The 15,108-nt window shown below is 31.7% G+C and carries 12 protein-coding genes; 4 read left to right on the top strand and 8 right to left on the bottom strand.

The window, feature by feature from the left end; translation table 11 throughout:
* Positions 1-54: 54 nt before the first annotated feature.
* Positions 55-1,245 (bottom strand): HD domain-containing protein, encoded by a 1,191-nt coding sequence (locus HXZ74_RS10410; protein WP_244957948.1) that lies wholly within the window; start codon positions 1,243-1,245, stop codon positions 55-57.
* Between the two features lie 277 nt (positions 1,246-1,522).
* Between HXZ74_RS10410 and porX the strand changes: the two genes are divergently transcribed.
* Genes porX through HXZ74_RS10430 form a run of 4 tightly spaced genes read left to right on the top strand, consistent with a single transcriptional unit; the run spans position 1,523 to position 5,070 of the window.
* Positions 1,523-3,076, top strand: coding sequence for a T9SS response regulator signal transducer PorX (gene porX / locus HXZ74_RS10415; protein ID WP_115001042.1), 1,554 nt, complete (start codon positions 1,523-1,525; stop codon positions 3,074-3,076).
* Positions 3,077-3,481 carry a tRNA (adenosine(37)-N6)-threonylcarbamoyltransferase complex ATPase subunit type 1 TsaE gene (gene tsaE / locus HXZ74_RS10420; protein WP_115001044.1) on the top strand — a complete coding sequence of 135 codons (405 nt, stop codon included), beginning with the start codon at positions 3,077-3,079 and terminating at the stop codon, positions 3,479-3,481.
* Between the two features lie 6 nt (positions 3,482-3,487).
* Entirely contained in the window at positions 3,488-4,693 is a 1,206-nt protein-coding gene (locus HXZ74_RS10425) for an alanine dehydrogenase (protein WP_286475257.1), read from the top strand.
* Positions 4,694-4,710: 17 nt separating this feature from the next.
* The gene (locus HXZ74_RS10430; RefSeq protein ID WP_147280013.1) at positions 4,711-5,070 is read left to right on the top strand and encodes a hypothetical protein; all 360 of its coding nucleotides are present in this window, start codon (positions 4,711-4,713) and stop codon (positions 5,068-5,070) included.
* 269 nt (positions 5,071-5,339) lie between these two features.
* On the opposite strand, the gene HXZ74_RS10435 is transcribed toward HXZ74_RS10430, so the two are convergent.
* The 7 genes from HXZ74_RS10435 to HXZ74_RS10465 form a co-directional block, all read right to left on the bottom strand.
* Entirely contained in the window at positions 5,340-6,575 is a 1,236-nt protein-coding gene (locus HXZ74_RS10435; protein WP_280062146.1) for a porin, read from the bottom strand.
* Between the two features lie 67 nt (positions 6,576-6,642).
* Positions 6,643-7,173 carry a YqiA/YcfP family alpha/beta fold hydrolase gene (locus HXZ74_RS10440; RefSeq protein WP_219035345.1) on the bottom strand — a complete coding sequence of 177 codons (531 nt, stop codon included), beginning with the start codon at positions 7,171-7,173 and terminating at the stop codon, positions 6,643-6,645.
* Between the two features lie 558 nt (positions 7,174-7,731).
* A complete protein-coding gene (locus tag HXZ74_RS10445) occupies positions 7,732-8,445 on the bottom strand; it encodes a hypothetical protein (protein ID WP_284583774.1) in 714 nt (237 codons plus the stop codon).
* Between the two features lie 360 nt (positions 8,446-8,805).
* Positions 8,806-10,839 carry a BREX system Lon protease-like protein BrxL gene (brxL, locus tag HXZ74_RS10450; protein WP_286475260.1) on the bottom strand — a complete coding sequence of 678 codons (2,034 nt, stop codon included), beginning with the start codon at positions 10,837-10,839 and terminating at the stop codon, positions 8,806-8,808.
* On the bottom strand, positions 10,839-13,391 hold the full coding sequence (gene pglZ, locus HXZ74_RS10455; RefSeq protein WP_286475262.1) for a BREX-1 system phosphatase PglZ type A: 2,553 nt from the start codon (positions 13,389-13,391) through the stop codon (positions 10,839-10,841). Before pglZ ends, brxL begins: the two co-directional genes overlap by 1 nt.
* Positions 13,388-14,674 carry a type II toxin-antitoxin system HipA family toxin gene (locus HXZ74_RS10460; RefSeq protein WP_286475264.1) on the bottom strand — a complete coding sequence of 429 codons (1,287 nt, stop codon included), beginning with the start codon at positions 14,672-14,674 and terminating at the stop codon, positions 13,388-13,390. Before HXZ74_RS10460 ends, pglZ begins: the two co-directional genes overlap by 4 nt.
* Positions 14,668-15,015, bottom strand: coding sequence for a helix-turn-helix transcriptional regulator (locus HXZ74_RS10465; RefSeq protein WP_286475266.1), 348 nt, complete (start codon positions 15,013-15,015; stop codon positions 14,668-14,670). The genes HXZ74_RS10460 and HXZ74_RS10465 overlap by 7 nt, the downstream gene beginning before the upstream one ends.
* Positions 15,016-15,108: the final 93 nt, after the last annotated feature.

Genomic DNA, 15,108 nt, shown 5'->3' on the forward strand with positions numbered 1-15,108 from the left:
TAAAATGATTATTTAAGTTATTTAACTTTTTTGTCAAATTCTTCAAATCACTATTTAAACGCTGTGGTAATGATATTTTGTAATTTCTTGTTGCAAAAATTGCGTTAACAAACTTTTTTCTGAACTCGAAATTTCTTTTACCTCACCATTTTTATATAAAACCTTTATCGGACTTTTTGATTTTTCGTACGGAACAATTTTTATCGTTGTTTGCTCTACAAAATAACTTGCATCATCAATTCCTAAAGCTTTTTCTACTCTATTTTTTTCAACCAAAATTTCTTCTTCAGATAATTTTGTATCCATCAAATATGATTTTGGTAATGTACGCTGAATAATATTTTTGGATAATTTACTCAAAATTAAATCATCATGAAACTGCCATTCTTTTATCGCTGATAAAACATCCGAATCGTCTAAACGCGTAAAAATTTCTAAACCTTCTTTCGATAAACTTCCTACTTCATTTTCTTCTAAAAAGTATTTAAAAGCAAACGTAGCAAAAAGATTTTCTCCCGCTTTTGTCAATTCTTTTGCTCTTCTCAAAACGCTAATCAAAAAATTCTCTGCAGTAAACGATTTCTTGTGCATATACACTTGCATGTACATAAACATACGCGCCATCAAAAATTTTTCGACCGACGAAATTCCCTTGGCTTCTATCACCAACTCATCATTCGAGACATTCATCATCGAGATAATTCGTTCTGGATTGATATTTCCTTCTACCACTCCTGTATAAAAACTATCGCGCTTCAAATAATCCATGCGATCGCAATCCAACTGACTAGAAACCAATTGAGACAAGAATTTTTTCGGATAATTTCCTTTAAAAATCTGAATCGCTAAAGCTAATCGATTATCAAAAATTTGATTCAATTCTTCCATCAAACGAAGCGAAATTTCTTCGTGATGCGAACCATTAATTATAGAATGTTCAAGAGAATGAGAAAAAGGACCATGTCCCAAATCGTGTAATAAAATTGCAATTAAAGCTCCATTTTCTTCTTCTGGAGTGATATCTACGTTTTTTCTTTTGAGAATATTTAAGGCTTTTTGCATCAAATGCATACAACCTAAAGCGTGATGAAAACGAGAATGTCTCGCTCCTGGATAAACTAATTCTGTTAAACCCGTTTGCGAAATCCTACGAAGTCGTTGAAAATATGGATGTTGAATAATCTGATAAATAAGCTCGTTTGGAATCGTAATAAATCCATGAACTGGATCATTTACTATCTTCAACTTATTATTGTTTAATGGATTCAAACGTACTATTTTATCGGCAAAGATAAGAATTTTTACTCATTCTGAACGTTACTTTTTTGATTAAGAATGGTTTTTATAAAATATTTTAGATAAAAATCATTTTTGGAATTATTTATGCTAAATAATCATCGCAAACTTTGGGAAAACTCCAATTTTGTTTAACATACAATTTTGATTTTAACATTTCCGTTATCGCTATATTTGGAATAATTCTAAAATGTAGAAATCAATATAAAAAATAAAAATATAACAAATGGCTATAAAAATTTTATGGATTGATGATGAAATCGATTTATTGAAACCACACCAACTTTTTTTAGAGAAAAAAGGATACGATACAACAATGATAAATAATGCGACTGATGCATTAGAAGAAATAGAAAAAGAGAACTTTGCAGCTGTTTTAATCGACGAAAACATGCCAGGTTTGAGTGGATTGGAAGCCTTACCAAAAATTAAGGAATTGCGTCCAAACCTTCCTGTTATTATGGTCACAAAAAGTGAAGAAGAGCATATCATGGAAGATGCAATTGGTTCACATATAGCAGATTATTTGATTAAACCAGTTAATCCAAATCAAATTTTATTGAGTTTGAAAAAGATTTTGGATGCATCTAAAATTATTTCAGAAAAAACAGTTATCAATTATCAACAGGAATTCAGAAATATCACAATGGATATGATGAATGCGCGCGATTATGAGGATTGGCAAGAAATTTATAAAAAATTAGTTTTTTGGGAACTTGAACTTGAAAATATCGAAGATACAGCACTTTCTCAAATCATCGAAAATCAAAAAAGTGAAGCAAATGCAGCTTTCTTCAAATTTATAGAACGTAATTACGAAGATTGGTTGCATAATGATGAAGATCGTCCCGTTTTATCGCACACAATTTTCAATCAATTAGTTCGACCTCATCTTGGAAAAGATAAAAATGTTTTATTGATTATGGTTGATAATTTACGCTACGATCAATGGAAAGTTATTGAGCCAATTTTCAATCGTTATTATAATTCGGAAGCCGAAAATTTATATTACAGTATTTTACCTTCGGCAACTCAATATGCGAGAAATGCGTTCTTTTCGGGTTTAATGCCTTTGGAAATTGAGAAAAAATATCCTGAATATTGGTTGAATGATACCGACGAAGGAAATAAAAATATGTACGAAAGAGAATTGTTAGGAGAACAATTAAAACGTCTTGGAATGGGTGATTTATCGTATAATTATTTTAAAATTTTAAATTCTGATTTCGAGAAAAAAATTGCAGATGATTTTAATAATTACAAAAAGAATAACTTGAATGTAATTGTCTACAACTTTATCGATATTCTTTCGCATGCAAAAACGGACAACAGAATTGTTGGCGAAATTATTCGTGATGATAAAACGTATCGTTCGATCACAAAACATTGGTTTGAGAATTCATATTTAATGGAAATTGTGAAAAAAGCGGCGCAAGAAAAAATGAAAATTATTGTAACAACCGATCACGGAACAATTTACGTAAAGGAACCTACAAAAGTAATTGGTGACAAAGAAGCAAGTACAAATTTGCGTTATAAATTGGGGAAACAATTGCAATATGATCCGAAAGATGTTTTGGCGGTTGAGCAACCAGAAAAATTCCTTTTACCTAAGGTTAATGTTACGTCAAAGTATATCTTTGCAAAAGAAAATTTATTTTTAACGTATCCAAAAAATTACAATCATTTCGTTAATTATTACAAAAACACTTACCAACATGGTGGAATTTCGTTGGAGGAAATAATTATCCCAATGGTTGTTTTAACACCAAAAAATTAAATGGAATTTATCATCAATAATTTAGACGAATTACCAGAAGTTGCTCAAAAAATAATCGATCAACTTCAGTATAAATTAATCACTTTCGAAGGAGAAATGGGAGCTGGAAAAACAACTTTTATCAAAGAGTTTGTAAAAGCTTTGGGAACAAATGATGAAGTTTCGAGTCCTACTTTTTCGATTGTTAATGAATATGAAACAGATAAAGGAAAAGTTTATCATTTCGATTTTTATCGTCTAAATCACGAAGATGAAGCCTTAGATTTTGGGATTGAAGAATATTTATATTCTAATCAATATTGTTTAATGGAATGGCCAAATAAAATTGCTAACTTTATACCAGATGAACATCACACGATTACATTGGAAAATGTAGATGGCGTTCGTCATTTAAATTTTAGCTAATAGTATATGGACGGAAAAAATATTTTTACGCCTTTTTCTCAGGAAGATCTTATTCCTCAACCCGAGCGTTTAGAGATTCCTCATAAGAAAGAACGCTTTGATATTGGAATTCCAAAAGAAACAAATAATCAAGAAAAAAGAATTTGTCTTTCTCCTGATGCAGTCGAAATTTTGGTCAATAATGGACACCAAGTTACGATAGAAACTGGAGCAGGAGAAGGTGCAAATTATTCGGATAAAGAATATTCGGAAGCTGGTGCGCAAATTTCTTACAATACGCAAGCTGTTTTCGAGAAACCTATTATTCTAAAAGTTGGTCCACTTACTTTAGATGAAATTGATTGGATAAAACCAAATGCGTTAATTATTTCATCTGTTCCGGCGAATACTTTAAGACGCGAATATTTTCAGAAATTAATTACAAAGCGTGTAAACGCAGTTGGATTTGAATTTATTCGTGATGAACAAAATCATTTACCAGTCGTTCGTTTATTAAGTGAAATTGCAGGAACAACGGCAATTTTGGTTGCAAGTGAATTGATGTCTTCTACAAACGGAGGAAACGGAATTTTGATGGGTGGTGTAACAGGTGTTCGGCCAACAGAAGTTGTGATTCTTGGAGCTGGAACGGTTGCAGCGAATGCGACAAGAACAGCTTTAGGTTTAGGTGCTTCGGTGCGTGTTTTTGATAATTCATTAACAAGATTAAGACGATTACAACAAAATATAGGACAACGAGTTTCTACTTCTACATTAGATCCAAAAGAATTAGGAAAAGCTTTACGACGTTGCGATTTAGCAATCGGTGCTCTTCGCGGAGAAACACGTACACCTTGTGTTGTAACTGAGATGATGGTGCAAAATATGAAAGCTGGAGCTGTGATTATTGATGTAAGTATTGATCAAGGAGGATGCTTCGAAACATCTGAATTAACAACTCATGATCACCCTATCATTATTAAGAATGATATAATTCATTATGCGGTTTCTAACATCACTTCTCGCGTCGCACGCACCTCTACCAAAGCGTTGAGCAATTATTTCTTGTCGTATTTATTCCAAATTTCAGAAGAATCTGGTTTTGCGAATGTGGTACAATCGGATAAAACTATAAGAAATGGCGTATATTTGTACAAAGGAAGAATTGTAAAAAAGAACTTATGTGATTGGTTTGATTTACCATTTCACGACATTAATTTATTGATTATATGACGTTTACGCAAAGATTTATGAAGTATTTGATGGGAGTTGGAATTGGGTTAGTTTTCGTCGCTATGGCGTTTGGACCTCGTGCTTTCTCATGTAATTACTTTCCAAATGCAAGAGTTTTGGATGAAGCTTTTTCAAAAAGATTAGCTATTTCACCAGAAGCTCAAGCATTTTTAAAAGCAGAAAATTTAGATTCTACATTCTTGAAAAAAGAATTATTCAAAAGAAGTAAAGTTGATTTTGATCACTCGAAAAAAGATCAAGTTCCTTGTAGAGAATATTTGGCAAACTATAAAAGCAAAGACAATACGAAAGATTATGATTTTGTATTAGAAATTTGCAAAGAAGATTCGAAATTAGTTTCCATCAAAAAGAAATAAAACAAAAAAACCACTTCGTTTGAAGTGTTTTTTTTATATGATTAATTTATAAATTTCAAAATTGTTAAGGCAATTACAAAGATTAGTATTGCGACAATAATTACATCTTTAAACTGTACTTTTTTTGTTCCGAACTCTACGTTTCGGTTTAAACTTTTTCTTTTTTTATTGGCTTGCATGGGTTGATATTTGTACTGCAAATTTATAAAATATTATCAAATATCAAACCTTTATTTTATTCTAAGATATTTAATTTACAATAAGATATCTTAAATTCCAATTTCTATCTGAAAACGCGCGTACCAGTTGTTTTTCTTTTCCAAATTATAGAATTTTTGTTGTTCGTACGTGAACTCTGCTTGTAATTTGAACGCATGTTCCCAAATATATTTTGTCAAACCTAATGTGAATTGGTTTGTATTTGGCGTAAACTCAAAAATATCTTTATCTACTGTTTGAGTTGAATAACGTCCTATCACCTCCCAATGTTTCGGAAATGTGTACGAACCTTGAAAATCCATCCCTTCTCCATTATAAATATAATTAAAATCAGAAATATCAGCAGGGTTATAAAATAATACATTATCCGAATTACGATTCATATAAGAATACATCAAATTCCAACCACGATATTTTAACATCGCATCCAAAAACAATGATTTTATATTAGCTGTTCCTCCACCTACAATATCATCTCCTAACATTCCTGCCGTTCTATGCGCTCTATCATTATAACTATAAGCTCCCGAAAGCATCAATTTTGGTGTTTGTTCATGAACTAAATCACCTTCATAATTGCTCCCTCCTTTTGTAAATTCTCCAAGTGGAAACAACTCAACTTTTCCTGTATAAGCTAAACCAGTATCTTTAAAATTTGTCCAATTTCGTCCTTCACCAGTAGAAATAGCTCCTCTCAAAATATATGAGAATTTTTCTTGATTTCTTTTATTGTATAAAACCTGAAATCCAAAATCGCGATCGATATTAAAATCTGCATTATTGATAGATCGATCCGTTAATTGTAATGCTCCAGAAGAATTAACACGTTGTCTATTTCCCGGAAGTTTTGTTTGACCAAATCCTAAACTCCAATGTTTATTTGGGTAATAGAAAATCATCGCATCACGAATAATATTCGTATTCTTCCCCTCTTCTGCTTTTCCAACATCTCCTGCAGCGAAAGATAATTGCATCGAATAACCAAATTTTGGATCTCCGATATATCCATCAAAACGCAATCTTAAACGACGAATTTGACCATCAATATTATCTTCTTCTCCATCATTATGATTATAACTAATGCGATTTTGCATGCGAAATCTAATGTTGACCTGATAAAGACTATCTGGAGAAGTAATTCCCAATCCGTTACCATAGCTATAATAGGGCGACATCATATTCTTAAAATCCTGTACAGTTTTCTTTTTAGATTCTGTAGAATCTTTTACTTGCGCATACGAACTGATTGAAAATACAATAAGTATTAATGTTAAAACTTGCCTCATGTTTATTTGTTTCTTGATTCGTGTGCAAAAATGCAGTTAATAAAATTAAATAATTGTAAAGCGTAAATTAAATTAACGTTAACAATGACTCGAAGTTACGTATTCGATGATTGTCATCAATTTCTATGATTTCGATTTGTTGAGGAAAAATATTTTGTTGAATTTCGAAGAAAGTTTTTAGTTTCTCAAAATCCAAAACTTCGTCATGTACAGAAAGAAAAACCGTTGTATTTTCGAAACGATTCATATCGACTAAATATTGCGAAAGATTTTCAGGAAAATTATTTTCGACTTTCATCGACACATCAACCAAAGGATTTAACAAAATCAATTCGCTCGATTTTCCATTTTCCTTTAATTTTTGTTGCAATTGCCAACCAAAATTCCCTCCAGTAGAACTTCCTATAATCGCCAAATCATTTACCAAACCTTTTAAATGTTCGTAAGCTTCAAATAAAATAGTCGCAATATTATCCTCCGTTTTCCATTCAATACAAATCGCTGAAGGATAATTTTTTAGAATAGTTTTGAATTTAGTTGAATTTGCCGAACTATTTAGTCCATGGATATAAACAATTTGTCGATTATTTGTATTCATATTCAGTGCAATTAAACCTTTAAATTAAACTTTTTCAATAAGTTAATCAAAATGAATTGTAAATTTAACAATATAATTGTGTTGTAAGAAATTCTTTTCATAAAAAAAGCGACCAGATTGGTCGCTTTTAAATATTTACTATAATTATTTCTCAAGATCAAAGCCCCAATCAATTCCTTTCTTAACTAATTAAACCGCTGAAATTAAATGATTTAAAAAATGTGTTTTTGTCGAGGGTGAGATTTAGGGGGATTTTTGGAGTTTTTTACTGGTTATTTAAAAACCTCTATTTCCTCCAATAAAGATAAGAATAATTTTCAACTACAAAATATAAATTTTATTAACTCCAGAGCTTAATTTTTTTTCATTACGTAATATGATGTTACAATTTAACTGTTTAATTCAACCATATTTCACTATTCTTGAAGATATAAAAACCTTTTAAATACTAAAATATTTTATATTTAAAAACATATAACTCTCAATATCATTAAAATAACCGCTATAAATATTTTTATTTATAAAAAATATTAAAATTCACTTAAACAAGCTATTTTTTTAGCGGGTAAAAAAAATAGGTAAATCACCACCTAGTCCATCATTTCCTTTTGAAATATAATTAATATATAAATCTTGATCCACCATTTCTTGTATCTTAATTGCATATTGTTTTTCACCATCTAAGGAATGATTAGATTCATTATCAAAAAAACCGAAATTATCAAATACAGTTTCAAATATAGTACTCTTCACAATATTTATTTCTCCTTCAATACCCATATGAAGATGATAATTACAGCTCTCATCAAGTTCTATTTTATAAAAAAAATTATTAAACTTTCCTTTAAATATTTTCACCATAAGTTCATACACATCTTTATTATAAGTATTATTTACATTTTTGCCATTACTCCTAAATAATTTTAGGTTGATGGTAACTTCAACATTATATATATTATTACATTTTTTCTTTCCGAATAAATTAGCTCCTTTATTATAAAAATCATTTTTATAATCACTTTTAAGACTAATATAATTTGGTCTCGAAATAACACCAACTTTAAAACAGAACCTTTTATTTTTTCTTTGAATTAAATGACCGCAATTGTTCTCATCTATCTCATACTGATTTCTGTTTCTACTATTTTTTATTAACCTTACCGCACAATCATTATTTGACATTGCTACAATTACATTTCTTTTTAATTGTTTTTGACTTAATGTAGTTAAATTATTATCCACATAGTATTTTATTGTTCTAAATTTTCTCATATATTTTTAGGGTTATGAATTGGACGCTTTGCGCCCAAAAGGATATACATCCTATAATATATGTAGTAACAAAAATCAAAAAGTCAAGTTTTCGAATAAACAAAAAAACATAAAACACTGTTTATCAATGAAATATTTTTTAAAAAAAATTCTCTAAAAAATAATCAATCGTTTCATTAATTACTTATAACAAAAAAATGTCCGATTAAATTCAATCTAAAAATTTCCAAAAATTTTTTGAAGCAACCTGCTCACCTTATTACCAATAAAGGCAGGGAGGGGTAATTTAACGGGATACGTAGGGAGGGGTACCTACGAAAGGGCTTCAAAAAAAGCAAGCTATAAAGCCTGCTTTGTATTTTAATTATCAATAACGACAACATCAAATTCTTTACACTTTCTTTTCTCTTGAAGGATTTCAGCGAGATCATAACGATTTGTCTTTTGCCAAATGTCTAATCCACGACCAAGTATAATTTTCCAACCATTGTTGCAAACAATACTACGATCATGTGCTGTTTCACTCATTTCAAATGTAAACTCCACGCCCATTTCTTCTAAGGACATCTGCATTTCTCTAAATGAAGCGATAGCATTCTCCATATACTCTGGTGTATTAGATGTAATCAAATAAATCTTGATTAAATCTTGGGATTCATTTTTCTTCAAAATCAACGCACATAATTCCATAAAATTACGGAACTGATGCGGCATACGAATAAAAGGATCTTGGATCTTAAATTCAGTTGCACCTTCTAAATAATGACCAAATAATCGATCATAAGTAATGTTTGTTTGATTATCTCGTATAGATTTATTAAAACCTGTTAAGGGAGGATTGGTTTTAATTGACGATGTAGGCAATTCAGAAGTTTGCTTACCAATGAGAACATCAGCTACACTTTCTTGTTCGCTATTTACTGAATTATAATCATCTAGCTCTAATTCTTCCAATGTATCAACCTGGTAAATTTTTCCTGATTCGATATGGGTATACTCAAAGTTGACAATTTCATCATTGAAAGTTTCATCCATTTTAATCAATTGATCCTTCACACGCTTGCGGCATTCGATCGCAAAATCAAGAATCAGTTGGATATCTTCTTTGCTCACATTCAAATCTGGATGAAGGATTTTTATTAATCCTGAAAACGTTTTTTCGATCCCTACTTTATCACGTGTAGTTATGGAATTAGAAAGGGTAAAATACTGTTGGTATAATTTACTACAATCCTCTTTTCTTAGTGCTTTAAGTACTTCTGCGATATAATCTACGATAAATCCGAAATCTGACGTAAACAGTTCATTTCTTAACTTCGAAACCTCCCAACCTGGTATGTAGGCATGAATACGATCTAAGAATGCCGTATCTTGATAATCCTTTGGTAAGGCATCGAATAGGTGACTATGCTTCATCATATAACTTACCGAATGGTCTGTATTCCCTACGAAAACCATGGAAGCCTCTGCTTGATATACATCGGTACCCCTAGAAAATGATTTATTGGCCATGTAGTTTTTCATGATATCGACTAAGCCACGATCTACTTTTTTCGATTTCCCTGCAAATTCATCATAAGCAATGACGTCCCAATAACCCACTAAACCAATATTACCATTGGAGTTATTGACAAATAACTTTGCTTTTGATACTTCACCACCCGAAATTAAAATACCATGAGGTGAAAGTTCAGAATAGATATGTGACTTTCCTGTCCCTTTTGGCCCTAATTCAATTAAATTATAATTATTTTCGGTAAAAGGAATTAAACGTGCTAACTGAATAAGTTTAGATCTTGTAGAAAATTCCTCTGGATTAAGACCTATAGATTGCATCAATAAATCCATCCATTCAGTTGTAGAAAATTGACTACGTACCTCTTTATAATCTTGAATATCTACATTGGAAATTTGAATAGGCTTTACACTCTCAATAATCCAAGGTGGCGTATTTCTTTCTTCAACAGCTAAATACGCTACATTGATTAAAGACCAAACTCCTTCGGTTAAGATTTTAGGATTGTCTTTAACAATTTGATCTGCAATAGGAATATTATTTAGCCCTAAATTACTAAAACGAGCTTCGTAGCGATCTGCCTTATCATTTAGTTTAACCGAAATTTTATCGATGATTCTATGATTCCCTTTTTCACGAATTACTGATTTTATTACTTCCGCTTCATCACGATGAACAAAGTGATTAGAAATGATGGACTTTACTTTTTCAATCCCGTGTTTAATGATTTCTTCATCGTTAGTAGAACAATGTTGTCCTAAAAGATATTCTAATACATAAGACGGAACTACGGCATTACCTTTCAGTAATTTCGTTAAATCTTTTCGAACGACTTTACCTTCGAAATGTTCGATTGTTTTTTTATCAAGTTCTTTCATTAGAATTCATCTATTTCGGTTAATGTATTGATTTTAATTAAATCGTTAATGATAGGATTTAAACGGTCTAAATCTTTCGTGTTATACGCTTTTAAATAAGCAGTTTTTGTACTAGAACCCAAGGCGTTTAAATCCAGTTTAAACTCAAACATGCGTTCAGATGGTTGTTCACTTACTGCTTCTAACTTTATCTCCACTTCATTTGAGATCAAATGATTGTCCAGGTCATATAAAGCAAAGAGTACACTAGAGCCTTTGTACTTATCACCCAGCGCTTGATCTTGTAATATTTTGAATTTTGCTGAACTTGTTGCCATAGATCTTACTTGATCCAAACGAGTAAAAGTAACTTCTTCGAATTTTGTATTTCTTTGTCTAGATAATTGAATCACTGGAACAATCAACTCTTGTAAGGAAGCACCTCCATGCACAAATTGCACTCCAAAACCACCTAGTTTACGGAAGCGATTGATACCTTTTGGTAAAAGTACTGCTGCTTCTTTTTGTATATTGGTTGTGTTTTCTAAAGCTACTGTGAATAGATCTTTCGACTTTAGTTTATCTAAGGTTATGCAAAAGCGTGTATGTTCTTTTAAACAATTTTCAACCGTTGGAAATACTTGTCTCGAATTTTCTTTTATCTCATTGTAATTGAACAAGAAACCATGATCTGCCGTCACATAAATATTGTACATATTTAAGCTACTGTAAAGTTTCTTTATCAATACTTTTAATTGATCAATGCATTGTTCAACTGCTTCGAAAGTATAATACTCAGAACTACGCTTGTCTCCAATATTATCCATCCAATTGTGATAAATATAGACTAAACGCGCTGGTTTTAAGACCTCTCTTTGTTCAGCAATGCCTAAGCGCATAAAACTAGCATAATCTAAAACCAACGCATCTGGTTCCACTTGTTGCAATATCTTTTCTCTATTTGTACTGTTTGTTTTAATTCCATTAATTGCATAATCAATGGAATTCGCACCAATTATAGCCTCAATATCATTGTTCGGTAATAGATTGGACATTCCTAAATTGGTGTACGAAGGAATGGAAGCAACTATTGCCTCAAGATCAATCGCATTTGTAGCATCTACTTTTAATTCGTTGATCAAATCTTTTGCTAGCTCAAATCTAAATCCATCGGAGATGATGACCACTTTTTTATTTGGATTTATAGCAACGAAATCCTTATAGAAATTGTACTGCTTTTTAATTTTTGTCGCATTTAAATTAAAATCTTTTTCTGCTAAAATTTTCATCCAAGCTTGGTTGATTTCAATTAAAAACTGATCGTAATTTTTATTTAACTCTTGGAAAACTTCCGTAAAATCTTTAGCCTCTTTTTCCTTTTCTATGTGTTGATATGCAGTATACGCATTTCTGTAGTAGCCATCTAGTTTATAAAGCTCTTGTTGGTATTTTTGAATGTAATCTTCAATAAAATTAAAGTCGAAATCGCTGTAATTCCTACGTAAGCGATAATACAGCGCCGTGTATTTTATAAATTCAATTTCTTGGATAAAGTCATCGCTTACTTCATTGTTCAGCTGCCAATCTTTTAGTGTTTCCACTACTTGATTAGGATTGTCTTTGATGTCAGCCAACAATTTTTTGATTTCATGCTGCATAATTTGCTGGGTTTTGATACCAAAAGTTAGTGAACCATCATAGACTTCTACAATTTTAGTTTCATCAATACCTTTACCTAGGTTTAACATTACCTCTTCTAATTGAGCTCCTTTCGTTTTATCGTCGCTCCATTCCTTAAAGAAAACATCAATTTTAGATAAGGTTACATCATCTGAAATCTTCAATTGCTTGTATGGATCTTTTGAGCTGGCTTCTTTACTGTTTTTGGTAATGATATTGTACTTCAATTTTAAGAATAGCGATTGTAGTGCATTTGCACTCACTTCTTCTAGCTGTATATGTGTACAATTGTAAACGATTTCTTTAATTACATCGGTTAACTTTTCCTTTGTTAGTACTTTCAGTTGTTTATCGAATTGCTCTTCCGATTGATTAAGAAGCTCAAATAAAGCAATCAGGTTAAAGGTGTCATTTGCTACTTTCTTTTCATTTAGAATTAAAGAAAGAATAGCATTTTTGAATTTATATTCATTAAATGGTTTTGCTGTTAAAATCGGCAATAGCTTGGTTTGATATTTGGCTGCTTTTACAAATCGTTTGTATTGTAAAATAAGCGGAGCATATGTATAATGAATGGCATACTTTGATAGAATATCCGCAGATTCATCTACAATTAATTCTTGATTGGCATATAATAAATCCGCCAAAGGATATTCCTTTATTGTGTATTTCGATGGTCTAGCAAACGGATGATACAATAGGAATTTAGATGTTGGATGAAGTATTTCTATTTCATATTTTATTTTAAAATAGTTATTATTGACTTCCAACACTTTAAAATCAGTTTCATCTATAGCCAAAACTTCCTCTCTATATTCTTGTTCTGGATCAAAGAACAATACTATAGGTGTGGTAATTTCTTTAAACTTATTGCGTATTTTATCTATTATCATTTCATTTCTTTTATTAATTCACCTGCAATTTGTTGTGCCAATGTTGGGTCTACTTGGTACATCTCTGCATATTGCTTCCAGTTTTTTACTAAATCGAGTGCTTGATCGATGATTTTTTCTGGATTGCGAATGGAATTTTGTTCGGCAATGCTTATGAAATCTTTGCGTTCAAAATCTTTGCGTTTACCGTTGATACTCAAGTTGTGCTGACTCACCCACACACTATCGGGACGATATGCAAAACAAATATCATAGGCAGGCGCTAATTTCCATTTTCCTTGCGTATCCATTAAGAATGCAAAGTTTTTGGTATGATCGTCACAATTGCGTGCTACGACATTAAACACCATTCGTTTATACATTTGTTCGGCCTCTGCATAGGTTAAGCGTAATAAACGCATAGTTTGAAAGACTTGTTCGTAGCTGTACGACGTGATATTAGCAAAATCATAATGCTGCAAGGCACATAAGGTTTGGGTATGTACTTTTTGATTTCCACCCACACGATCAAAACGTTTGGTCATAAAATGTACCCGATGGTTTTCTTCAATCAATCGTGATTCCATCATGTCAATACCAAAATCTGTTGCCATTTTGTAATACGCCATTTCTACACGACCATAGCCTTTTGAAACTCCAAATTGCACATCGCTGATTTCATCAAATTTGATTAACCAATGCTCGAAACCTTCTTCGGCCAGTGTTTGCCCCGATTTTATTTTTCCGGTTTCTTCATTGTAAGCAATGATTGCTTTTGGACGAGCTCCACCAGCAGAAGTCCCCATCTTGAGTACATCCAACATGACATCTTCCATGTTGTGTTGGGTACTAATGTATAGTTCTTCTTTTTTTTCTAATAAGGCTTTGGTCGTTTCGATTAAATCCGATAATTCCAAATCGTAAGATGCAGATTCTTTACTAATAACAGGCTCAAATTCTAAGGCGCCCATTCCTCTTTTTCCGATGAAGCATAATAACTCTACCGGATTTAAACTATTGTCTGGACGACCTTGACGCGCTAACCAAGCATTGATTAATTCTTTACCGTAGCGATCGGGTAATGCATCGGCTAATAAACCTGGCATACCTTTGAAGGTATCGCTATCTCTAAATTCGGGAAAACTATAAATGCGGTTTTTGTTGGGCATTTTAATAGGTGCAATCGGCAGCTCCTCTAATTTGAATTGAGGATCGTACTCAAAGCTTGCCAATCCTCTATTGGAATCCCAAGCTACGGCACCCACACGTTTGCCGTATATATTCACAAATGCAGTTGTTACCATCCTAAATCTGAATTATCTTGTTGTTGGTTCGGTGTTTTTGATGCTCTTTGTCGTTTTTGTTTTTCGCCTTTGGCTAATTCTATTGGGCTCAATTCTTCTAGCACATCAAAGTTATTTAGCACATATAAAGCATTTAAAATACGTAATATTTTGATGAGATTGATCAACGAAATATTTTCACCACGCTCTAGCAAGCTTAAAGTCGTGCGACTGATAGCGGCCTGTTGTGCTAACTCACCTTGCGTTAGATTTTCCTTAATACGTGTTTGCTGGATAAAAAATCCTATTTTTTGCAAAATAGCTTTATCTGATAAAGCAGCAATGTCTATTATATTGTTCATAAAGCATAAATAAAGCTATTAATGAGTTATATTCTGTACAATAAAAAAATTAATTTTTACTCTATAGCTAATGTACAAAAAAAAACGCATAAA

Origin of the sequence: Empedobacter sp. R750 (assembly GCF_030324345.1) — a bacterium.
In the GTDB taxonomy this organism is placed as follows: Bacteria; Bacteroidota; Bacteroidia; order Flavobacteriales; family Weeksellaceae; genus Empedobacter; species Empedobacter falsenii_C.